The sequence below is a fragment of the Marinilactibacillus sp. GCM10026970 genome (assembly GCF_042660675.1).
In the GTDB taxonomy this organism is placed as follows: Bacteria; Bacillota; Bacilli; order Lactobacillales; family Carnobacteriaceae_A; genus Marinilactibacillus.
On the sequence record NZ_JBHSUL010000007.1, the window covers coordinates 22310 to 46567 of the forward strand.

At 38.0% G+C, this 24258-nt stretch carries 19 protein-coding genes; 18 read left to right on the forward strand and 1 reads right to left on the reverse strand.

Annotated features, from left to right (window positions below; translation table 11 throughout):
* Positions 1 to 46 precede the first annotated feature (46 nt).
* From ACFP65_RS02775 to hpt, 15 genes are all read left to right on the forward strand, one after another.
* The gene (locus ACFP65_RS02775; RefSeq protein ID WP_379915679.1) at positions 47 to 1507 is read left to right on the forward strand and encodes a PTS mannitol transporter subunit IICB; all 1461 of its coding nucleotides are present in this window, start codon (positions 47 to 49) and stop codon (positions 1505 to 1507) included.
* A 114-nt stretch (positions 1508 to 1621) separates the two neighbouring features.
* Positions 1622 to 3706 (forward strand): BglG family transcription antiterminator, encoded by a 2085-nt coding sequence (locus tag ACFP65_RS02780; RefSeq protein ID WP_379915710.1) that lies wholly within the window; start codon positions 1622 to 1624, stop codon positions 3704 to 3706.
* A 14-nt stretch (positions 3707 to 3720) separates the two neighbouring features.
* Complete coding sequence (locus tag ACFP65_RS02785) at positions 3721 to 4164, forward strand: PTS sugar transporter subunit IIA (protein ID WP_379915681.1); 444 nt, start codon at positions 3721 to 3723, stop codon at positions 4162 to 4164.
* Positions 4164 to 5315: a mannitol-1-phosphate 5-dehydrogenase gene (locus ACFP65_RS02790; RefSeq protein ID WP_379915683.1), complete on the forward strand. Its 1152-nt coding sequence runs from the start codon at positions 4164 to 4166 to the stop codon at positions 5313 to 5315. Before ACFP65_RS02785 ends, ACFP65_RS02790 begins: the two co-directional genes overlap by 1 nt.
* Before the next feature lie 287 nt (positions 5316 to 5602).
* Complete coding sequence (locus ACFP65_RS02795) at positions 5603 to 6157, forward strand: hypothetical protein (protein WP_379915685.1); 555 nt, start codon at positions 5603 to 5605, stop codon at positions 6155 to 6157.
* 152 nt (positions 6158 to 6309) lie between these two features.
* A complete protein-coding gene (locus tag ACFP65_RS02800) occupies positions 6310 to 6711 on the forward strand; it encodes a hypothetical protein (RefSeq protein ID WP_379915686.1) in 402 nt (133 codons plus the stop codon).
* Between the two features lie 173 nt (positions 6712 to 6884).
* Positions 6885 to 7445 (forward strand): aminoacyl-tRNA hydrolase, encoded by a 561-nt coding sequence (gene pth, locus ACFP65_RS02805; RefSeq protein ID WP_379915688.1) that lies wholly within the window; start codon positions 6885 to 6887, stop codon positions 7443 to 7445.
* A 57-nt stretch (positions 7446 to 7502) separates the two neighbouring features.
* Positions 7503 to 11045 (forward strand): transcription-repair coupling factor, encoded by a 3543-nt coding sequence (gene mfd, locus ACFP65_RS02810; RefSeq protein WP_379915689.1) that lies wholly within the window; start codon positions 7503 to 7505, stop codon positions 11043 to 11045.
* Complete coding sequence (locus ACFP65_RS02815) at positions 11038 to 12627, forward strand: putative polysaccharide biosynthesis protein (RefSeq protein WP_379915691.1); 1590 nt, start codon at positions 11038 to 11040, stop codon at positions 12625 to 12627. Before mfd ends, ACFP65_RS02815 begins: the two co-directional genes overlap by 8 nt.
* An 18-nt stretch (positions 12628 to 12645) precedes the next feature.
* Positions 12646 to 13698 (forward strand): MazG nucleotide pyrophosphohydrolase domain-containing protein, encoded by a 1053-nt coding sequence (locus ACFP65_RS02820; RefSeq protein ID WP_379915693.1) that lies wholly within the window; start codon positions 12646 to 12648, stop codon positions 13696 to 13698.
* Between the two features lies 1 nt (position 13699).
* Positions 13700 to 13963, forward strand: a complete 264-nt coding sequence (locus ACFP65_RS02825) for an RNA-binding S4 domain-containing protein (protein ID WP_379915695.1) — start codon at positions 13700 to 13702, stop codon at positions 13961 to 13963.
* 183 nt (positions 13964 to 14146) lie between these two features.
* Complete coding sequence (locus tag ACFP65_RS02830) at positions 14147 to 14590, forward strand: FtsB family cell division protein (RefSeq protein WP_379915697.1); 444 nt, start codon at positions 14147 to 14149, stop codon at positions 14588 to 14590.
* A gap of 198 nt (positions 14591 to 14788) precedes the next feature.
* On the forward strand, positions 14789 to 15232 hold the full coding sequence (locus ACFP65_RS02835) for a S1 domain-containing RNA-binding protein (protein WP_327756887.1): 444 nt from the start codon (positions 14789 to 14791) through the stop codon (positions 15230 to 15232).
* 178 nt (positions 15233 to 15410) lie between these two features.
* Entirely contained in the window at positions 15411 to 16799 is a 1389-nt protein-coding gene (gene tilS, locus ACFP65_RS02840; RefSeq protein WP_379915699.1) for a tRNA lysidine(34) synthetase TilS, read from the forward strand.
* 40 nt (positions 16800 to 16839) lie between these two features.
* A complete protein-coding gene (gene hpt, locus ACFP65_RS02845) occupies positions 16840 to 17376 on the forward strand; it encodes a hypoxanthine phosphoribosyltransferase (RefSeq protein WP_225744680.1) in 537 nt (178 codons plus the stop codon).
* A gap of 159 nt (positions 17377 to 17535) precedes the next feature.
* Here hpt and ACFP65_RS02850 read toward each other — a convergent pair whose 3' ends face one another.
* On the reverse strand, positions 17536 to 18852 hold the full coding sequence (locus tag ACFP65_RS02850) for a Na+/H+ antiporter NhaC family protein (RefSeq protein WP_379915702.1): 1317 nt from the start codon (positions 18850 to 18852) through the stop codon (positions 17536 to 17538).
* Positions 18853 to 19337: 485 nt separating this feature from the next.
* Here ACFP65_RS02850 and ftsH point away from each other — a divergent pair, with 485 nt between their 5' ends.
* From ftsH to lysS, 3 genes are all read left to right on the forward strand, one after another.
* Positions 19338 to 21449, forward strand: a complete 2112-nt coding sequence (ftsH, locus tag ACFP65_RS02855; RefSeq protein ID WP_379915704.1) for an ATP-dependent zinc metalloprotease FtsH — start codon at positions 19338 to 19340, stop codon at positions 21447 to 21449.
* A gap of 109 nt (positions 21450 to 21558) precedes the next feature.
* Positions 21559 to 22443 (forward strand): Hsp33 family molecular chaperone HslO, encoded by an 885-nt coding sequence (gene hslO / locus ACFP65_RS02860; protein WP_379915706.1) that lies wholly within the window; start codon positions 21559 to 21561, stop codon positions 22441 to 22443.
* A 204-nt stretch (positions 22444 to 22647) separates the two neighbouring features.
* The gene (lysS, locus tag ACFP65_RS02865) at positions 22648 to 24150 is read left to right on the forward strand and encodes a lysine--tRNA ligase (protein ID WP_379915708.1); all 1503 of its coding nucleotides are present in this window, start codon (positions 22648 to 22650) and stop codon (positions 24148 to 24150) included.
* The last annotated feature ends 108 nt before the right edge of the window (positions 24151 to 24258 follow it).

Consider the following 24258-nt stretch of genomic DNA (forward strand, 5'->3'; position numbering starts at 1 on the left):
AAGAGAGCAATTATTTTAAAATATAGATACAAAAGGAGAATGCATAATGCAACAGACACAGAGTAAAGGTGGGAAATCAGCTATTCAACGTCTAGGTTCATACCTAAGTGGAATGGTTATGCCGAATATCGGAGCGTTAATTGCGTGGGGGATTTTGACAGCGCTATTTATTCCAGACGGTTTTTTACCTAACGAAAATTTAGCTACAATGGTTGGACCAATCATTAACTATCTGATTCCAATCTTGATTGCTTATCAAGGTGGTAGCATGGTTCACGGTCAGCGTGGAGCAGTTGTAGGGGTTATTGCAACAATGGGTGTGATTATGGGAGCACCCGATGCACCAATGCTTCTTGGAGCAATGGGGGTTGGACCACTAGGTGGTTATGCAATCAAGAAATTTGATGACTTTTTTGGAGATAAAATTCCGACAGGGCTTGAAATGCTTGTTAATAACTTTTCAAGTGGTATTATTGGTTTCGTCCTTTCGTTAATAGCTTTTGCTGCTATTGGTCCAATCTTCTTAGGGTTGAACCAAGCAATGGCTGCTGGGGTAGAATGGATTATCAATGCTAACTTACTTCCGCTGGTTAACGTATTTATTGAACCAGCTAAAGTATTGTTCTTAAATAATGCTATCAACCACGGTATCTTTACACCACTTGGTGCGCAACAAACAGCTGAAACTGGTAGATCAATCGTTTACCTGCTTGAAGCAAATCCTGGACCGGGTCTTGGAATTTTACTTTCTTATATGGTGTTTGGTAAAGGTTCAGCAAGATCTTCATCATTTGGTGCGGTATTTATCCACTTTATCGGTGGGATTCACGAAATTTACTTCCCATATGTACTAATGAAACCAGCAATGTTCTTAGCAGCTATCGCAGGTGGTGTTTCTGGGACATTAACAAACGTACTTCTAGGAGGCGCATTGCGTTCGCCAGCTTCACCAGGTTCGATTCTTGCGGTATTAGGTGCAACAGCTAATGGATCTTATATCGCTGTTATTTCAAGTGTACTTGTAGCAGCAGCTGCATCATTCGCGGTAGGCGCATTAGTCTTGAAATTAGATCGTACAGAGGATAGTGATGAAGCGTTAGACGCAGCAATTGCGAAATCAAGTGCCAATAAAGCAACATCGAAAGGTCAAACAACAATGAACGATGCTGGTGCAGTAGGTGCTGGAGATGTTGCAACTGGTGTGGATGCAGTAGAAGACACACTTGTAAACAAAATCATCTTTGCTTGTGATGCAGGGATGGGATCATCTGCAATGGGTGCTTCACTGATGAAGAAAAAAGTAAAAGAAGCTGGGTTAAGCATCAACGTGACCAACTCTTCAATCAATAACTTGCAGGATGAAGAAGGTTTATTGATCATCACCCAAGAAGAATTAACAGAAAGAGCTTCACAACGTACGCCTAGTGCAGTTCATGTATCTGTAGACAATTTCTTAGGTAGTCCTAAGTACGATGAAATCGTTGAAAAAATAAAAAATCAGTCCTAGTAACCGAGTTAAACAAATAGGGTTAAATATTTGAGAGCACGGAAAACAGTGGAGAAATTCACTGTTTTCTTTGTTTTCTGTATACTAAACCTAGAAGGTAAACTACGAAAAGAGGTGAACGACCTGTACATCTCAAATAGAGAAAAAGTTATATTAGAATTATTGTTGAATCAAAAAAACGGAATCACGATCAATTATCTAGCTAGCCAATTGGATGTGAGTACGCGGACTGTTTACCGTGAGTTATCTAGTATTGAAAGTACACTAGCCCAATATCAGTTGAAGCTATATAAAAAAAATGAAGGGTACTTCATTAAAGGAAATAAAGGATTTATAGAAGAACTGAAATCGGAACTCTACAGTGCATCTGACGAACTGACCACCCAAAAAAGACAGAGTTTGCTTATGATCACGCTGCTTCTGGAAGAAGAAGAGCTGAAAACAGAATCGTTGGCGTATGATTTGAAAGTGAGTACAGGTACAGTGCAGCAAGATTTGCAAATAATAGAAGATATTTTCAAAGAATATGATATTAAAATTGTAAAAAGAAAAGCTCGCGGAATCAAAGTGATCTCTTCTGAAGCGTCTTTGCGACTCATTGTGAGTGGATTAATTGCAAGTGAACTAAATGAATACAATTTCTTTAAATTATTTGATGAACAGGCAATTATTTCAAAAGATGCATTTCATGAAAGTAGAAATCCCTTTTTAGAAGTGTTGGATCCCGATATTATGGAGACGGTTTACCGACTGGTCAGACAGTTTGGGGAATTTCAGTTTGAAGACGTCAATGATACCCAACTTCAAAGTTTAATTTTGTTTCTGACGTTTTCAGTCATGCGTATTAAACAAAACCATACTGTTAAACAAGCAATCCACGAGCATCAGATTAATGACAAAGTTCGCGAACGTAGCGTAGGGATCTCAAAAGAGATCTTCAATGACCTGAGTGAACGGTATGGATTAAAAACCTTATCACAGGAAGAAATTGTATTTCTGGCACTCCAGATTGATGGACTGAATGTGCCACTAAGAGATGAATTCTCAGACGATTATGACTTGCAGCTGAGTTTCAAAGTACGTGAATTGATTCGACTGGTTTCTGAAGATATGTATATGCCGTTTTATCAAGATGAGACATTGTTCCGGGATTTATTCGCTCATATCTCAGCGGCGATCCAGCGGAACAAAGCACCCATGCCTGAAGTGAATAACCCACTTCTTGAAAAAATCCACGAAGAATACACTGAACTGAGCTCGGTTATCCAGAACCGAATGGCCGGCTTGTTTCCTGAATTTGAATTTCAGTTCAATGAATTACTATATGTAGTTGTTCATTTCGCTTCAGCATATGAAAGGAATTCCAGTGCGCAATTACTAAATGTACTGATTATCTGTTCTAGCGGGATGGGGACTGCCAAAATATTGGAAAGTCGTTTGAGGAAAAACGTTCCAGAAGTAACGACTGTTGATGTTTCTAGAATTTCGCAGTTACACCAGCTCAATTTCGAACAGTATGATCTGATTTTATCCACGATTTTTCTACAGGGATTTGAAAAAGATTATAAAGTGGTTACGCCATTACTAATGGAAGATGAGCTTAAGAGTATTCGTAAGTACATTGAACAAGTGCTACGTGAGAAGATCAAGAAGCTGAGACAAGCTGACAATAGCCTGAAAGTAGGCGTCGAACACCAGACATTTCAGGATTTCTTTTCAAAAATCACAAAAGTGAACCAATTACTAGAGTCCTTTTCTGTTCAAAAGATAGGCAATTATGATACGCTGAGATTGACGTTACAGCAAATCTGTTTAAATTTATCTGGTAGCGTTTTGACTGACCCGCTAGCTGTATCAGAAAAACTTGAAAAAAGAATGGTTACAGCACCCATAGGTATTCCAAATACTGGTCTAGGTTTGTTTCACTGTGTGCATTCGTCTATTAAAGAGGCGCATTTCAGTATAGTGGATCTTCCAGAATCATTTGAAATGATGAATATGGAAAGAAAGATAATGAAACTAGATCGTATTTTATTATTACTTGCTCCAGATCCAATGGATGAATTGACACAAGACATGATGGGAACAATCAGTGCATCTATAGTGGAAAGTGATGCCAATCTGAACTTATTCAACAAAGGATCAGAAAAGCAAATTCAACAGCATTTAAATCAATTGTTTTTAGAGAAAATAAAGTAGGAGAGATGATGAATATGACGATTTTAAGAGAAGAAAATGTAGTTTTAAACCAAACGTTCAGCAATAAAGAAGAAGCAATCAGAAAAGCAGGTCAATTGCTAGTTGATGGTGGCTACGTTCAGCCAGAATATATTGAATCTATGCTTGAAAGAGAAGAAACAGTGTCTACTTTTATGGGGAATTTTATTGCAATCCCTCATGGTAAGGAAGACGCCAAGCAACTGATCGACAAAACAGGTATTTCAGTTGTTCAAGTGCCGAACGGTATCAACTTTGGAGAAGAAGGAGAAGATAAGCTTGCGATGATCCTAATTGGAATTGCAGGGGCAGGAGATGATCATTTAGAAGTGCTTTCTCAAATAGCGATCTATTGTTCAGAAATTGAAAATGTCACAAAACTGGCAGATGCAAAATCTGAAAAAGAAATCGTACAATTATTGGGAGGTATCGAAGGATAATGCTGACAGTACATTTTGGAGCAGGAAATATTGGTCGAGGATTTATTGGTGAGATTTTGAATCAAAATAATTCTCGTATTGCTTTCGTAGATGTGAATAAACAAGTGATCGACGCTTTGAACGAACAAAAAGAGTACACCATTGAAGAAGCGTCAGAAGAAAATCGATTGATCCTAGTTAACAATGTTTATGGAATCAATAATGCAGAAAACCCAGATGAAGTAGTCGATGAGATTGTAAATGCGGATTTGATTACAACAGCTATTGGACCGAATATCCTACCTAGAATCGCTCCACTAATCGCAAAAGGAATCCAAAAGAGACATCAAGCAGATCGTAAAGATCCATTAGATGTTGTAGCTTGTGAAAATATGATTGGTGGCAGTAGCTTTTTGAAAGCTGAAGTATTGAAGCATATTGAAGATGCTGAAGTAATCGACTATATCGAAAAGTACATTGGATTTCCGGATGCGGCAGTTGATAGAATCGTGCCCCAACAGACACATGAAGATCCATTAAAAGTAACCGTCGAACCGTATAAAGAATGGGTCATCAGTTCAACACAATCTAAAAACTCTAAGTTGAAATTAGACCATGTGCATTACGTCAAAGACCTTGAACCGTACATTGAAAGAAAGTTATTCACGGTAAATACTGGGCATGCAACAGTAGCTTATAACGGGGCCTTTGCTGGTTATAATACAATCGATGAATCTTTAAAAGATCAAGCAGTACTTGATGAGGTGAAGAGCGTCCTTAAAGAAACAGGTGCGCTATTGGTTGAAAAATGGTCGTTTGACCCCGAAGAGCATGAAGCTTACATTGAAAAAATCATTTCACGTTTTGAAAATCCAAGATTATCTGATGCAGTTACTCGAGTGGGCAGAACGCCTATCCGAAAATTAGGATACGACGAACGATTTATCAGACCAATCAGAGAAGCATCTGAAAGAGGTCTCGCTGTTGATTTTCTTGTCAGTACAGTAGGTAAAGCTTTACACTATAACGATGTTGCTGATGAGGAAAGTGTAAAACTTCAGGCTAACCTTAAAGAGCAAACAATACCTGAAGTGGTAAAAGATGTAACTGGACTTCAAGACGAAAGATTGATTGAAAAAATTGTCACAGTCTATGAAGCGTTAAAAAAGTAAAAGAAGCGACCTAAATAAATAATGATTAATATAACTAACTAATTATATTGTTATATTAATCATTATTTTTTAATTGTGTAGATTTCACTTTTTTATCGCACCTAAATAGTAAAATCACCTTTAATAATAGGGTTATTTTAAAGTGGAATAAAATATATGGAATTTCTTGAGGGAAATTTGATTGTTATAAAAACTTTTATATGGTACCATAATCTTGAAAGAAAAATTTGTCTTACTGTCTTGAAAAGTTCGGGACAGGGAATACGTATATTAGGGGGAGCAAGAAAATGGATTACAAAAAATTAGTGGGGCTTTTAACTGTATCGGGATTACTACTAGGTGCATGTAACTCTGGTGAAGAGGACGCTGCAACTGAGCCAGAAACAGAAACAGGAACTGACACAACAGATGAGTCAGCAACTGAAACAGAAGATTCAAGTGATAGCGCAATGGACATCATTGATGACATCGACTCTGACAGTTTAAGCTATACTTCTGCAATTGAATTAGAAATTGTTGGAGCACAATGGACTGCAGATGGATATGTCTATTCTCCAGTAAGTGGAGAAGCCGTTGTTACTGGATCTGTTGCTGCAACAGAAGAAGGGGTTGAACCCGTTGCTTATGTGATCTCTGACGGAGAAGTTATCGAAAAACCTGCTGTTGAAGAAGGCGGATTTACCTACGCTGTACCGACACCGGAAGAAGATATGACTTTTGAAGTTGGCGTTTCAGATGATGATAGCTGGGAAGTTGGAGACGAAGCGAACGCAGAAGATTTAGTTCGTCACGAAACAATTATCGTATCTTCAGAGGAAGCAGCACCTGCAGAAGAAGAGTAAGCATTCATTAAAAAATAGTATTGACCGGAGTTTCCTTTCGAGGAAACTTCGGTTTTTTGTGTTCAATTAAAAGCGTTTAAAGGACAGATATTCACGAATTCTTAACATTTTTTTGATAGACTGAGTAGACAAAATAAAAAGGAATGATTCTTGTGCAATGGATCCAAAAAATGCTTTTTTATATGAATGGACGCTACGGAATAGATGAGCTTTCAAAAGTATTACTGATGTTAGGGTTAATTATCAATGTACTTTCTAACTTTATAGGCGGAATGATTCTTTCAGTTATAGGGATTGCGTTGATTGCCTATGCTGTTTTACGCATATTATCTAAAGAAAAAACAAATCGTTACAAAGAATACAGATATTATAGTGCAATGAAACAAAATCTTACGACAAAAATTCAAAAACTGAAAAATAGACAAGCACAAAGAAAAGTCTATAAATTCTATACTTGTTCAAAGTGTAAGAAAGCGGTTCGTGTACCTAAAGGTAAAGGTAAAATTAAAATTACTTGTCCAAGCTGTAGAAATCAATTTATCAAGAAAACCTAAAGCATCGAGCATGGCTTTTGTCGTGACCTAATGTAAGTTAGAAAGATGTTATTCGTTATACGACTATGGTATAATTAGAGGTAAGAGAACAATAAATAAAAATAAAAGTCTGAACGGTTTATCTGTTCAGCTTTTTTGCATGTATATATCAAAAAATCAAGAGGAGTTTGAATATGAAATTAGTGATTGGCCTAGGAAATCCGGGTGCAAAATATAGTGATACGAAACATAACATCGGTTTTATCGCTTTAGATGAATTAGCTTACCAGTTGGGTTTAGCATTTAACAAAAGTAAATTTGAGTCTGTCTATGCTGAAGGGCGGATTGGTTCGGAGAAAGTCTTACTGATCAAACCACAGACTTACATGAATGATTCTGGAAGATCTATTAGACCTTGGATGGATTATTATGATTTGACAGAAGAAGATATCGTCATTGTATATGATGATATGGACCTTCCTGCTGGTAAAGTTCGTCTGAGAACAAAGGGAAGTGCTGGAGGACATAATGGAATCAAAAGCCTTATCCAGCACATTGGCACAAAAGAATTTAATCGTATTCGAATCGGTGTAGGTAGACCCTACCCAAGCCAGTCAGTTGTCTCTCATGTACTAAGTGGATTTGAAAAAGAGGTGCATCAAGATATGCTTGAAGCCGTTAAAGTGACTGCTGATGCTGTGAAGTACTGGTCAGAAGGCAAAAGCTTTCAAGACACGATGACAAAATTCAATTAAGTTAAAGACCTTAAATCATAAACGAGTAGGTATTTCAGAAAAAGGAGAAGGAAACTATTGTCTACTATAACGAATTTTTTAATAGAAAAACCATCGATTCAAACAGTCTTCTCTCGTATAGGGGAACGACAGACGCAGCTTGTTACGGGGATTGCCGGATCAGCTAGATCATTATTTCTTTCTTCTTTGTTGAAAGAAAAGCAGAAACAAATCGTGATTGTTACACAGAATTTGTATCACGCCAACCAATTATTGACAGATTTCACTGGTCTCGTTCCTGATGACCAGTTATTTGTATTTTCAGTAGATGATATGATTCATGCAGAAATGGCGATTGCGTCTCCGGAGGCCAGAGCAGAAAGAGTGCAGGCACTGGATTATCTCGTATCAGGAAAACCCGGCATTGTTATTGTGCCTTTAGCAGGCGTTCGCAAATTATTGCCGCCAAAAGAGGTATTTGAGCAGTCGCATATTACGATTGAACTAGGATCAGAGGTCGAGTTTGATCAATTGGCAGATACATTAGTGAGAATGGGTTACCGTAGAGAGCAAAAAGTTGCGGCACCAGGAGAATTCAGTGTGCGCGGGGGAATTGTCGATATTTACCCATTAACTGAAGAACACCCTGTTCGAATAGAATTCTTTGATATTGAAGTCGACTCAATGAGGTATTTTAATGCAGATACACAAAGATCTATTGGTAATGCAAAAAAACTTTCGATCCTTCCAGCGACAGATTTTCTGATAACAAAAAATCAGATGGCACCAGCAGCTGAGAAATTGAAAAAAGCTTTATCCAAAAACTTGGTAAAAATAGAAGATCATGAAGAAAAGCAGAAACTAAGTAAAAATATTCAGGCGGTCATTACGGCTCTTGAAGACGGTGAACAGCCAGATGAGCTGGTGAAATTCAGAGACTTTCTATATGAAAAACCAGCTTCTGTAATGGATTATACAACTGAAGATGCCATTATCGTAATGGATGAATATCCAAGAGTTCTCGAAAGAGATGCTTTCTCAGATGAGGAAGAAGCAGAATGGGTGACCGCACAACTAGAGCAAAGACAAATACTTCAAGGACAATCTTTTTCAAATGATTTTAAAACAGAAATCAAAAAGCATCATCAAGACACTATCCATTTTGCGCTTTTTCAAAAAGGAATGGGTGGATTGAAATTTGATGCGATTCATCCTTTTCAGTATAGAAGTATGCAGCAATTCTTTGGACAGATGCATCTGTTAAAAACCGAAATGGATCGTTGGGAGAAACAGGGCTACACAGTAGTTGTGATGACAGTTGACGAAGACCGTGCAGATAAAGTGAATCGGACTCTTTTAGACTTTGAAATCCCAAGTGTACTGTCAGATGATCAAACTATTGTTGAAAAAAGAATTCAAGTAATTCCTTCCACTGTTCAACACGGATTTGAACTTCCTACAGAGAAGTTAGCTGTACTGACTGAAAAAGAACTCTTTAACCGTGTGAATAAGAAAAGAGCACGACGTCAGAATATTTCGAATGCAGAAAGACTGAAAAGTTACTCGGAACTAAGTCCTGGAGATTTTGTAGTTCACGTCAATCATGGTATCGGTCAGTATACAGGTATGGAGACAATGGAAATTGGTGGCGTGCATCAGGACTATATGTCTGTCGTTTACGACAATGAATCCAAGTTATTTATCCCAGTCACACAAATTAACTTGCTTCAAAAGTACGTGTCTTCTGAAGGAAAGACGCCTAAAATCAATAAACTTGGTGGAACGGCCTGGTCTAAAACGAAACGAAAAGTTGCGAGTCAGGTAGAAGATATTGCTGATGATTTGATCGAACTATATGCAGAGAGAGAACGAAAAACAGGCTATCCATTCTCCAAAGATAACGCTTATCAATACGAATTTGATGATGCTTTCCCATACACGGAGACAGATGATCAGATACGTTCAATCAAAGAAGTTAAGCGAGATATGGAAAAAGACAAGCCAATGGATCGTCTGCTTGTAGGAGATGTTGGATACGGTAAAACAGAAGTAGCTATGCGTGCGATTTTTAAAGCCGTGCAAGACGGTAAGCAAGCAGCAATTTTGGTCCCAACGACTGTACTAGCGCAACAGCATTATGAAACGATGGTAGAGCGTTTCAGCGATTTCCCTGTTGAGATTGGATTGATGAGTCGTTTCAGAACAAGTCAACAGATCAAGAAAGTGAAAGATGGATTACGTAAAGGACAAGTAGACATTGTTGTTGGGACACACAGAGTACTTTCTAAAGATGTTGAGTTACAAGATTTAGGATTACTTGTGGTAGATGAGGAGCAACGTTTTGGTGTTAAACACAAAGAGCGACTAAAACAACTGAAAAATGAAGTAGATGTCTTGACGCTGACAGCAACTCCGATTCCAAGAACCTTGCATATGTCGATGCTGGGGGTTCGAGATTTATCTGTTATTGAAACACCACCGGCTAACCGTTATCCTGTTCAAACCTACGTTATGGAAATGAACGGAGCAGTCGTTGCTGAAGCTATGAAACGAGAAATCGCTCGTGGAGGACAAGTGTTTTATCTGCATAACCGAGTGAGTACGATCGAACAAAGAGCCGAAGAGCTTCAACAACTTGTACCAGATGCTAAAATAGGTATTGCGCATGGTCAAATGACAGAAGGTCAGCTTGAGAATGTTCTATTTGAATTTATTCAAGGAGAATATGACGTGCTCGTCACAACGACCATCATTGAAACAGGTATCGATATGCCCAATGTGAACACATTGTTAGTAGAAGATGCTGACCGAATGGGTCTATCTCAGTTGTATCAGTTAAGAGGGCGCGTTGGGAGAAGTAGTAGGGTAGCCTATGCTTATTTTATGCATCAACCGAACAAAATTCTGACTGAAGTGAGTGAAAAAAGACTGCAAGCCATCAAGGATTTCACAGAATTAGGATCAGGATTCAAGATTGCTATGCGAGACTTATCTATTCGTGGAGCCGGAAATCTACTTGGACAGCAGCAACATGGCTTTATCGATTCAGTTGGATTTGATTTGTATTCTCAAATGCTTTCTGAAGCCGTTGCTAGAAAACGTGGAGATAAAACGCAGCATCATACAAACGTTGAGCTTGACCTTGCAGTTGACGCTTATCTTCCGGAAACCTATGTAGAAGATGAAAGACAGAAAATCGAACTTTATAAACGAATCAGAGAATTCTCAAGTGATGAAGATTACGTTGAACTTCAAGATGAATTGATCGATCGTTTCGGTGACTATCCGCAAGAAGTCGCAGATTTACTGACAATCGGTCAGTTGAAAATGTATAGTGATCTCGCGCTAGTTAGTACGATCAAGCGTGGAAAAGGGAAAGTAACCGTCACGTTCTCAAAAGAAGGAACACAAAGCTTGCCTTTACCTGAAGTCTTTAAAGCGTTGAAATCTATTCAATTAAAAACAGACATGCATACAAATGAGTTATTGAGTATTGACTTCAAAATATCCCTTAAAATGGTGGCCAACGAATGGTTGGATGTGCTCGTATTGTTTACTAAAACAGTTGCTGAATACAGAGCTAGTAAAACAGAAACCGTGGTAGGTCAGGAAAATGAGTAATACAGTCGGTAAGCATCAGAATCATATGATGCGCGGAGCGGTTATTCTATCTGTTGCAGCATTTATAACCAAAGTTTTAAGTGCTATATACAAGGTGCCATTTCAGAACTTAACTGGAGATGAAGGGTTTTATGTTTATCAGCAAGTTTATCCTTTTTACGGTATCGCAGTCGCGCTAGCACTAAATGGGTTACCGCTTTTCGTATCAAAGCTCATTGCAGAAGAAAAAGATCCAGCTATGCAGCAATCGATTGCGAAGCAAGTGGGCGTGTGGCTGACACTTGGATCGATTAGCCTTTTCGCTGTATTCTTTCTAGGGGCATCATGGTTAGCAGAACAAATGGGCGATCCAGAATTACTACCAGTCATTCAGTCGGTTTCTTTTATTTATTTGTTTATTCCTTTTCTATCAAGTGTAAGAGGATACTTTCAAGGGAATTTAGATATGGTTCCAACAGGGATTTCGCAAGTTGGCGAGCAGGTTGCAAGAATCGCAGTATTACTGGGAGTAGCGTATTTGTTTACGATAACTGATTGGACTGTATATGAAATGGGGACTTTTGCAATCTCTTCTTCTTGGGTTGCGGGAGTGATCGGGTCAGTGATATTACTAGGATACGCATTGAAACGAATTGAAAAAACACCGAACTTACAGCCGGTGGATAAGAAAAAATTTTTAAAGATAGGAAAGAGACTGGCGGTTGAGGGTCTCCCTTTGACAGCAATGAGTAGTATGATGGTCTTATTTCAACTAATGGACTCCTTTACGATTTATAACGGTTTGCTTGATTCAGGTGTTTCTGAAGAATTATCCATGAGTCTAAAGGGAATATATGATAGAGGTCAGCCCTTTGTCCAGCTAGGATTGGTTGTTGGTCTAGGGATTTCAACAAGTGCGCTCCCGTTATTAAGAAAGTACAGACAAGAGAAAAAAGAAGTCGAGTGGCAAAATAGCACCTTTTCGGTTTTGAATCTTACGTTACTTTTTTCGGGAGCCGCTTCTATTGGATTAGTCGCAGTCATGCCTTGGATAAATGAGGCACTGTTTTCTGATAAGATGGGTACAGATGTCCTTCAGGTGTATGTGCTTAGCATCATCTTTGCTTCTCTAGTCAGCACCACACACTCTGTCATCCAAAGCGGCACAGAAAAACTGATGCCTGTGCTGGCACTGATTATTGGATTAGTATTTAAAGCATCACTTAATCGTCTTGCTGTAATGTATATGGGAATTATAGGATCTAGCTATTTAACAATTCTTGCGCTTTTAATTGTGCTTGTGCTTATGAATTTACAGATGCCAAGAACGGTGTGGCATAGATTCTTGAACGAGTGGAAAATTGTTAAAATGCTCTTTGTACTAGCCGTTATGGGAATCGTTACCTACTTGAGCATGTTAGGGTTGAGTCAGTTGCTACCTCATTCAAGTAGATTGATTTCATTAATGTTGACACTAGTGGGAACAGGAATCGGTGGATTTGTTTTTCTGATTGGTCTGATTCGGCTTGATTTATTATCGGAACAAGAGTGGCGGTATATTCCATTCAAAAAATTGATGGATCCACTTAGAAAGAAATTTTAAGGTAAAGGCGGTATGAAAATGGGGAAAATCGAAATCATCGGATTAGGTTCTTCAAACTTAGATCAGATCCCTCTCGGTGTATACAGGAAAATCAAACAAGCAGATAAACTGTTCGTCCGTACAAAAGATCATCCGGCAGTTGCAGAATTACAAGCTGAAGGCGTTGAAATGAACTTTTTTGATAATGATTACGAAAAATTCGATACGTTTGATCAAGTTTATCCAGCTATTGTAGACAAGTTAATTGAACTCGCAAAAGAAGAAGATATTGTATACGCTGTTCCAGGACATCCGATGGTAGCAGAGCGTACTGTACAGTTGTTGATTGAATCCGATCAAGAAGTGGATGTTATAGGAGGAAAAAGTTTTATCGACGATATGTTTCAGACGCTAGAACTAGACCCTGTCGATGGATTTCAACTATTAGATGCGTTTGACCTGTCGACAGACGTCATTCAAACCGGTCAGTCTGTGATCATCATGCAAGTATTCAATCAACTCATGGCCAGTGAAGTGAAGCTGACTTTGATGGAAAAGTATCCTGATGAGCATCAAATCTGTGTCGTAGATGCCGCTGGCGGTTTATCTGAGCAGAAACAATGGATGCCGTTATATGAACTGGATCGCTTTGAAGGTGTGCACAATTTAAGATCTATCTATGTTCCGGCACTAGATAGAGATGAAAGAACGACCTCTTTTGAATTACTTCAGTATTATATTGACGCAATCACAGGAGAATCTGGAGATATCTGGGTGAAAGAGCAAACAGCTCTAACACTTCTACCCTATTTGAAAGAGGAAACGCAGGAACTGATTGAAGCATACGAAAACGATGATATTGATAATGTGATTGAAGAGCTTGGGGATGTTTTGATGCAGATTCTCTATCATACAAATCTTGCAGAAAATGCTGGTATGTTCTCCTTAGAAGAAGTGCTAGATGGAATCAACCGTAAGCTTAGAAGAAGACATCCTCATGTGTTTGACGGTGTCGAAGCAAATACACCAGAAGAAGTCGATGCCTTGTGGCAAGAAATAAAGAAAAAAGAAAAAGAAGAGAGAGGGTTTTAAAATGAGATTAGATAAATTTTTAAAAGTATCGAGAATCATTAAAAGAAGATCCGTTGCAAAAGAAATAGCGGATAAAGACCGTATTCAGATCAATGGTAAAACAGCTAAATCTTCTAGTGTTGTAAAAGTAGGCGACGAGCTGGAAATCAAATTTGGAAACAAAACAATGATTGCCAAAGTAGAAGATTTAAGGGACACAACGAAAAAAGACGAAGCGAAAGAACTTTATAGTGTGATTGAAGAACGCTATAAAGAACAAGATTAATCGAACAAAAATAGCTGAAGACCTTTTTTGAACTGATTAAAAGTGATAATCTTTCTAAAACAAAACATGTCATTTAATCCATAATATTAAATTAACGTGACAATCCTTTGATTAAGGAAAGATTATTGCTATAATCAGGTTTATTACTAGAAAAGAGATTCTGTTGAAAGGATAGAGGGTAAAATGGAAAAGAAAAAACGACCAGTCGTCACTAAATTAGAAAACCAGTACATAGAAGAAAAGACACTTGAGAACATTCGAAATAAAAAAAGAAAAAAAATGATCAAAAGACGGACGACGCTGATCATGGTTGTGGGGTTGTTTTTCGTTTCTCTTTTAGTTGTGCCTTTATTCAAGAACCAGTCTCAACTTCAAGATTCAAGGATTGAACAAGCAGAAGCTAGGGAAAAATTTGAATCTTTGGAGATGGACCAAGAAAAACTAAACTATTACATCGGTCTGTTGGAAAATGAAGAATACGTTTTGAAACTAGCTAGAAGCGAATATTATCTGACAAAAGATAATGAGATTGTCTTCAGCTTTCCGGAAGATAAAAAGCCAGATCATCTGAATGTCCAAGACAAAAAAGGGTCTGATCAGGAAACAGAAGTCGATGAACAAGAATAGTCTACAGGATAAAATGAAAGTCTAGTAGACCAGGTAACTGTTATTTTTAATCAAAAAAGTACGTCTTGTTGAGGGAAATAAAGTGGGTAAAAGCGAACGATTTTGAACATTATGGTCAAAACCTTTCTAAAAGACTTTATTCTAAAAAATCAGCATGGTATAATACGTACAAATTAACTAGGAGGCAACAAAGAAAACATGTCAATCGAAGTGGGAAGCAAAGTAGAAGGTAAGGTTACAGGGATTGCGAATTTTGGTGCATTTATCGATCTTGGAGATAAAAAAACAGGATTAGTACACATTAGTGAAGTATCCGATAGTTATGTAGAAAATATCAACGAAGTATTAGAAGTGGGACAAACTGTATTGGTTAAAGTCCTGACTATAGCAGATGATGGGAAAATCGGATTATCTATTCGTAAAGCTCAGGAAAAACCTGCCGAAGAAGCTCCTAAGAGAAAAGCGCCTCAACGTCCAAAACCAAGTAATCATTCGAATAAACGCAGTAGTGCTGCAGCTCCTAAAAAAGAAGACTTTGATTCTTTAATGAATTCTTTCTTGAAAGACAGCGAAGATCGCCTGACGACTTTAAAACGTAGTACAGAAAATAAACGCGGTGGGCGTGGCGGACGCCGAGGATAAGTAAAGCATACTATCCGGATGTGTTTAACCGATTCTACTTTGAATCAGGTGCACACCTATCTGCTACTCAATTAAACAAATGTATGTTGAAAAAGGGTTTAGGGAAGTTCCCTAGCCCTTTTTTGTTTCCTGTAGACTGTAAAGAAGTATGCTGGAATCAAAAAAAGGAGAGAGCTGAATGCAATTAGCTGAAAGGTTTGCCGAACGTGTGATACGTCAAAGTTACTTTTCAAAAGATGACCAAGTACTTCTAGCGGTATCCGGCGGCGTGGATTCTATGGTCCTCTTAAACTTGATGCTTCAGTTACCAACTAAGTGCAGACCACATATTTCAGTCGCGCATCTGAATCATCAATTGCGGGCAGCCTCTGAGAAAGAACAAAAAGCCGTTGAACAAATTTGCAAACAGCACAAACTACCCTTATACACCCAAAAGTGGGCAAAACAAATTCATCCTAAGTCTGGTCTAGAAGCCGCTGCAAGAAATCAACGGTATGCATTCTTTTTAGATATAATGGTCCAAAACGATTTAAACAAACTCGTAACGGCTCATCATAGAGGCGATCAAGCAGAAACCATTTTGATGAAGTTAGTGAGAGGTAGTTCGCTAGAACATCTTTCAGGGATAAAGCCCGTAAGAGACTTTCATGGTAGAAAGGTTATCAGACCACTTCTAGAATTTTCGAAGAAAGACTTATACGAATATGCTGAGTGTGTTCAACTCAATTACTTTGAAGACGAGACCAATCAATCTCTGATGTATAGTAGAAATCGATATCGGAATCAGATATTGCCTCTGATGGAAAAAGAAAACGAAGCGGTTGAAGCACACCTCTCTAATTTTGCGCAGGAAGTCAATGAAATCGGGTCCATTGCACTACCGATAATAGAAGAACGAACCAATCAGTGCGCTGAATATACAGAAAATGAAATTAAACTGAATCGTTCTAAATTCTTGAATGAAGATAGAAGTATGCAAAAGCAAATACTTAAACAGCTGCTAGAAAAATTGTATGAACAGTCAGAAAGTCAATATAAGCAAAGTCATATCACCTTATTAATTGACTGGCTAAAGCAAAAAGACCCCAATAGCTCGTTCGATCTACCAGGTGGATATATTGCGGTAAGAGAATACGAAAAGATTTTGATTCGGATACCACAAAAGCCTTTAGCCATTTTAGCTGAACCATTGTTTATAAATGTTGGAGAATGGATTGAACTTCCTGGGCAGAAAAGATTAGGCTTATTTCGTTCCGATACTTGTCCAACAGTTGAAAGCGGAGTAGAACAAATTGCGCTTGAAATGGATTCGATCTTATTACCACTTAAAGTCAGACACAGGGAAACGGGAGATAGAATTCGAGTAAAAGGTATGGATGGTTCAAAAAAAATCAAAGATCTTTTGATTGATAGAAAGATTCCAATGTCTCAAAGAAATCAGCTGATTATCTTAGAAGATGCAAGTGGTGAAATTGTCTGGATTGTTGGGCTGCAAGAATCAAGATTGTCTATCCAGCCTAAACCTGATAGAATGCATTACGTGTTGTTACTTGAAGATTATAATTAAAAAGAAATCATCGAATAAAATAGAAGGAGTCGATTAAACAATGAAATCAGATATGGAGAAAATTCTAATCTCAGAAGAAGAAATTCAAGCAAAAGTACAAGAGCTTGGAGCAATCTTGAAAGAAGAGTATCATGACAAGAACCCCTTACTTGTAGGTGTGTTGAAAGGTGCGTTACCTTTTATGGCAGATTTAATAAAAGCCATGGAAATTTATCTAGAAATCGACTTTATGGATGTTTCTAGTTACGGAAACGAAACCACTTCTTCAGGAGAGGTTAAAATCCTTAAAGACTTGGATACTAATGTAGAAGGCAGACATGTACTATTTGTAGAAGATATTATCGATACTGGACGTACACTAGCGTACCTTAAAGATATGTTCAAATATAGAAAAGCAGCTTCTGTGAAGATTGTTACGTTACTAGACAAACCTTCTGGTCGTGCAGTAGATATGGAAGTGGACTGGATTGGATTTGAAGTTCCTCATGAGTTTGTAGTAGGATATGGCCTTGACTTTGCAGAACGCTATCGTAATCTTCCTTATATCGGTATTTTGAAACCAGAAATCTATCAGTAATCGATTCAATTAAGTTGAGTCAAGACGAACAACCTTAAGCCTATGTAATCAGCATAATGTAAAGTAAGAAGCCTACTAGTCCAAATTAACTAGTAGGCTTCTTACTTTTTAGTTTCCTTAACTTCATTGAATAGAGCAGTTTAAGAGTATACTGAAAAATTATAAGATCATCGCGCCAACGATTCCAAAAATCATGATTGGAATGTTGTAATGAAGAAAGGTAGGTACACAGGTATCCCAAATATGGTCGTGCTGTTGGTCGATGTTCAAACCTGCTGTCGGTCCAAGTGTACTATCAGAAGCAGGTGACCCAGCATCCCCAAGTGCAGCTGCTGATCCAATCAATAATACGATTGCCATCGTACTGAAACCGAGCTCTGTTGCAAGCGGGACATAAATTGCAGCGATAATAGGGATTGTTCCAAAAGAAGTTCCGATACCTAAAGTGATAAGTAAGCCTAAAACGATCATACAAGTGGCGGCTATAAGCTGATTTGTTCCAATTATGCCAACGACCGATTCAACCAAGGTATCGATACCTCCAGTCGCTCGAATCACGTCACCATATCCTGAGGCAACTAACATAACGAATGCAATGAATCCCATCATATTAATACCACTTTTTAACATATCATCAATATCTGACCACTTGATTGCCCCGCTGACAACCATGATTGTCAAACCAAGCAGTGCACCTAAAACCAAAGAACCAAAGGTCAGTTGAACAATTAGAGCAGCCACTGCTCCGATAACTGCAAAAGCATGATCTTTATTGAATAAAATCTTTTGCTCGTTTTCATCACTAATTTCTGGACCTATATCATCTTGTCTTGCGTTTTGGTAGGCTCTAGGTTTCCCGTAAGTAATTAAAACAGCCACCAAAAGTCCAACGACCATGGCGAGACCAGGTATCCACATCACTTGCCATATTTCCATATTGTTAAGGACTAAACCGCTCGTCGCCATCTCATTACGGATAGTCGTATGAAAGATCAAACCATAACCAGCTGGAATGACGATGTAAGGAGCTTTCAGGCCGAAAGTCAAAGCTGAAGCAACGGCTCTTCTGTCAATATTTAGTTTATTCATGATGGGAATAAGTGGAGGGATAAGGATTGGAATAAAAGCAATGTGTACTGGAATGAGATTCTGTGAGAATATGCTGATTATGGCAATAATAAAAATGAGTAATTTCCCAGTACCTTTCATACTTTTAGATAAGGATTGCGTAATAATTTTGGCGGCACCAGTTTTTTGAATCGCGGCAGCCAAAGCGCCTAATAAAATATAGTTTAATGCTGTTTCTGTATTCTTTCCTAAACCACCAATAAAGATTTTCATGGTGTCTTCTAAAGGCATTCCTGCTAAAAGTCCACCAGCCAGTGCGGCGATAATTAATGCCAGTAAAACATTCAATCTTAATAGCGATAAAGTAATCATTATCGCAACAGAAATCAAAACGGAATTGCTTAACACAGTGACACTCCTTTTAAATCAAATTTTTTCAACAGATTTTATAATAACATATGAATGACACTAAAATTGAGAAATATAACAAAAGTCAAAACAATACAAAAGATTATATTCAAACAAAAAAGTAAGAGATTTAGATAAAAAAATAGTTGAATCAATTTTTAAGATAAATAGCTATACAATCGGTATGAAATGAGGAACATCTACTATAAATAGGTGATCAGATTATGGTACAATAACTGGGTATGGATGCTCAATGTTTTAAAGAAAGTATATAGAATGGCGAACAAAAAATTGTATGCATGTTCTTTTTACAGTTACAGTAATCTATTAGGATGTAACATAAGATCAATGGTTAAAGAAAGGTCAAACATTTTTCATAGTCAAAAAAGGTCTAGTATGTTAACATAGTTAAGAATAAAACAATTATATTTCTAAATAGTAATTACTATTTAAATAAGATAACTTATAGTTAGATGGAGGATGGCATGAAGAAAGGATTTTTCAATAGCGGTCTCTTCTACATCATTGTATTTTTTGGAATCATCGGATTAGTTAGCTACTTCACGAGCGGTTCGGGTGAAACCTCACAAGGATATAGTTCAACAGAGTTTGTTCAACTCCTTGAAGATGATAAAGTAGAAGAATTTACGATTCAACCAACTGGAGGCATCTATGAAATCACGGGTACATTCCGTGAAGGAGAAGAAGTCCAAGTTGAAAACGAGACAGGCGTATCCCTTTTTGGGAATGTAGAGCAAGAAACAAGAAACTTTTCATCAGCAATTCTACAAAATGATTCTGCTGTACAAAATGTTCAAGCTTTAGCGAATCAAAACAATGTAGAAGTCCAACCAATCGAAGAGCCTTCGGTTAGTATCTGGGCAAGTCTTCTAATCTCAGTATTACCTCTATTATTACTGGTCGGGTTCCTTTACTTTATGATGAATCAGGCTGGTCAAGGTGGAGGCGGAGCAGGTGGCGGACGTGGCGTAATGAATTTCGGTAAGTCCAAAGCCAAAGAAAACGATGCTAAAACCAGTAAAGTTCGATTCTCGGATGTTGCGGGTGCGGATGAAGAAAAAGAAGAACTTGTAGAAATTGTTGAATTTCTTAAAGATCCTCGAAGATTCTCAAATCTTGGTGCTAGAATCCCAGCAGGAGTTCTGCTTGAAGGACCTCCAGGAACAGGTAAAACATTACTTGCAAAAGCTGTTGCCGGTGAAGCAGGCGTACCTTTCTTCTCAATCTCAGGTTCTGAGTTTGTAGAAATGTTCGTTGGTGTTGGGGCAAGTCGCGTAAGAGACTTGTTTGAGAATGCAAAGAAAAATGCACCAGCAATTATCTTTATTGATGAGATCGATGCAGTTGGTCGTCAGCGTGGAGCTGGAATGGGTGGAGGTCACGATGAGCGTGAACAAACCTTGAACCAGTTACTTGTTGAGATGGATGGTTTTACGGGTAATGAAGGCATCATCGTTGTAGCGGCTACAAACCGTCAAGATGTACTAGACCCTGCTTTGCTTCGTCCAGGTCGTTTTGACCGTCGTATTTTAGTTGGACGCCCTGATGTAAAAGGACGTGAAGCGATTCTTAAAGTCCACTCTAAGAACAAACCAATAGGATCAAGTGTTGACTTGAAACAAATTGCTAAGCAAACTCCAGGTTTTGCTGGAGCAGACTTAGAGAACTTAATGAATGAAGCAGCGCTAATTGCTGCTAGACGTGATAGCAAAACAATCGAAGCTTTAGATGTAGACGAAGCACATGACCGAGTCATTGCTGGACCTGCTAAAAAAGATCGAGTGATCTCTAAAGTTGAACGTAGCATGGTAGCTTATCATGAAGCAGGACACACGATCGTCGGATTAGTCTTGAGTGATGCACGTATTGTCCATAAAGTAACAATTGTACCACGTGGGCGTGCAGGTGGATATGCCATCATGCTTCCAAGAGAAGACCGCTTCTTGATGACCAAAAAAGAAATGTTCGAACAAATTGTTGGACTTCTTGGTGGTCGAGTTGCAGAAGAAATGGTATTTGACTCTCAATCGAGTGGCGCTTCAAATGATTTCCAACAAGCAACTCAACTTGCTCGTAGTATGGTAACAGAATACGGTATGAGTGATTTACTTGGACCGGTACAATATGAAGGTAACAGTCAAGTATTCCTTGGAAGAGATTATTCTCAATCTAAAGCTTACTCTGAACAATTTGCTTACCAAATTGATCAAGAAGTTTTAAGAATTCTGAACGAAGCGCATGACGAAGCAAGAAAAATTCTTGAAGAGCATAAAACTTCACATGAATTGATTGCTCAAAAACTTCTTGAAGTTGAAACATTGGATGAAAAAGAAATCAAGAGCTTATTCGATAATGGCGAAATGCCAACTGAACGTAGCGAAAATCCAGTAGAATTCCCTCGTGAGAGTGAAGAAGCTGAAAGAGATCCTAAAGAGGAACCGATTGGAACTTCATTTGAAGAGGCTAAAAGACTTCGCGAAGAACGCGAAAAAGAACGTGAAAAAGAATTTGAACAAAAACAAGAATACACTGAGTCAGACTCTGAAGATACCTCAGAAAAAGACAAAGATAATTAAATCAATGAACTAGTTAAGAAGAGGAGGTGATATTTTAACCCTCCTCTTCTTTCCTTGTATAATTAAGTATCTGAAAAGTATAATGAACCCATATTAAGGAGAGAATAGATTGAACGATAAATTAATCAAAGCACTAGCGTATGAAAATGAAATCAGAATATATGTAATTGATGCAACAGAAATGGTAGCTGAAGCACAAAAAAGACATGATACATGGGCAACGGCTACGGCAGCTTTAGGAAGAGCAATGATTGGAACAACTCTTTTGGGTGCAACCCTTAAAGGGAATGACAAAATCACGGTTAGAATCGAAGGAGACGGACCGGTCGGATACATTTTAGTAGACAGCAATGGTAAAGGACAAACTAAAGGATATATTCATAATCCTCAAGTGAATTTACCGTTGAATGAAAAAGGTAAATTGGATGTTAGAGGTGCTGTTGGTACAGAAGGAATGTTAACAGTGAGTAAAGACCTTGGAATGAAAAAACCATTTGTCGGTCAAGTACCCATAATCAGTGGAGAGCTTGGGGAAGATTTCACTTATTACATGGCCAATTCAGAACAGGTGCCTTCCGCTGTTGGCGTATCCGTACTTGTAAATCCTGATGAGACTGTAAAAGCAGCAGGTGGCTTTATGATCCAAGTATTGCCAGGAGCTAAAGAAGAAACAATAGCAAAAATTGAATCGATTATCGAAACCTTACCATTAGTTTCAACGTTAATGGAAAACGGAGAAACGCCAGAAGAAATACTTGGTAGACTAGTAGAAAACAAAGATTATAACATTCTAGAAACAACTGGAGTGGAGTTTGAATGTGACTGTTCAAAAGAACGCTTTGCGGATGCAATCATTTCTCTAGGAGTAGACGAAATTCAAAGTATGATCGACGAAGATCATGGTGCAGAAGCCGTATGCCACTTTTGTAGAACAAAATACCAATACACTGAAAGTGATTTAGAAGAATTGAAAGTAGAAGCAGCAAATCAGTAAGTTAAATAAATGAATGGTCAAAGACGCATTTTGAACCTTTCAGAAGGTGAAAAGATGTGTTACTATAGTGCAGAATGTAACTCATTCAATGAATTTGAGATTTGTATGAGTTAAACAATAGTAATAAAAAGTAGGCATCAAAGATACCTTTTAAAAAGCCGTGTTTAAAATAAAAAAGGTAAAAGATAGGGAGCGAAGAAACGAATGACTCAAGAGCCGTCTAATCAAGAAACATTGAATGACCAATTAATGGTGCGGAGAGAGAAGATGAACGAATTACGCGAACGTGGAATTGATCCTTTTGGAGGAAGATTTGAAAGAACTCATTTTTCTTCAGAATTACATGAAGCTTTTGAAGATAAATCCAAAGAAGAGTTATCTGAAGAGGAACACTCTGTTACGATTGCTGGTCGTATGATGACTAAACGTGGTAAAGGAAAAGCTGGGTTTGCTAATTTAAAAGATAAAAAGGGTATAATTCAAATTTATGTACGTAAAGATGCAGTAGGCGATGAAGAATATGAGAGCTTTACAGCAGCCGATTTAGGTGACTTTTTAGGTATTGAAGGTACTATCATGAAGACGAATACAGGAGAAGTCACTGTAAGAGCTAAAAAGCTGACATATCTTTCAAAAGCACTACGTCCTCTACCTGACAAATACCATGGACTGACCAATGTGGAACAAAAATATCGTCAAAGATATCTTGACCTGATTGCAAATGAGCATTCGTTTGATCGATTCACTAAACGTAGTCAAATTATTCAGGAAATCAGAAATTATCTGAATGGAAAAGATTATCTTGAAGTTGAAACACCACTCCTACACAATCTGGCAGGGGGCGCAGCAGCTCGTCCTTTCATCACTCATCACAATGCATTGGATATGGAACTCTATCTACGAATTGCCATTGAACTGCACTTAAAACGTTTGATTGTTGGAGGAATGGAGAAAGTTTACGAAATTGGTAGAGTTTTCCGTAATGAAGGAATTGATACAACGCACAATCCGGAATTCACGATGTTGGAGCTTTATACAGCTTATCATGATGTATCAGACGTTATGAACTTAACCGAAGATATGATTAAGTCTGTAGCAAAAAAGGTTATTGGCTCAGATACATTGACATATGGAGAAGAAACAATCGACTTAGGTTCTTCGTGGGCTCGCAGACACATGGTAGACCTAATCAAAGAACAAACAGGTATTGATTTCTGGCAAGACATGTCAAACAATGAAGCGCGTCAACTTGCAAAAGAACATAATGTTGCAGTAGACGACTATGCTACATTTGGCCATGTAGTGAACGAATTCTTCGAAACTTTTGTAGAAGAAACGCTGATCCAACCAACTTTTGTGTATGGACACCCGCTTGAAATATCACCCTTAGCGAAGAAAAATGATCAAGATCCAAGATTTACTGATCGTTTTGAACTGTTTATAGCTCGTCACGAATATGCAAATGCATTCAGTGAATTGAATGATCCTATTGATCAAAGAGAACGATTTGAAGCGCAAATGAAAGAAAAAGATCAAGGTAATGATGAAGCTCATGAAATAGATGAAGACTTTATTGAATCTCTGGAATATGGTATGCCGCCAACAGGGGGATTAGGAATTGGAATTGACCGTTTAGTTATGCTTTTAACAGATGCGAATACGATCAGAGATGTTCTCCTGTTTCCTACTATGAAAAATCAAGATTAAAATAATGGCTCTGTGTCAAATAGTGTTGGTAACATTAGTTACCCTTAAGAAGATTTATCGATTTCATTCGATAAGTCTTCTTTTTTTGGGCTTCATTTTTAGTGAGAG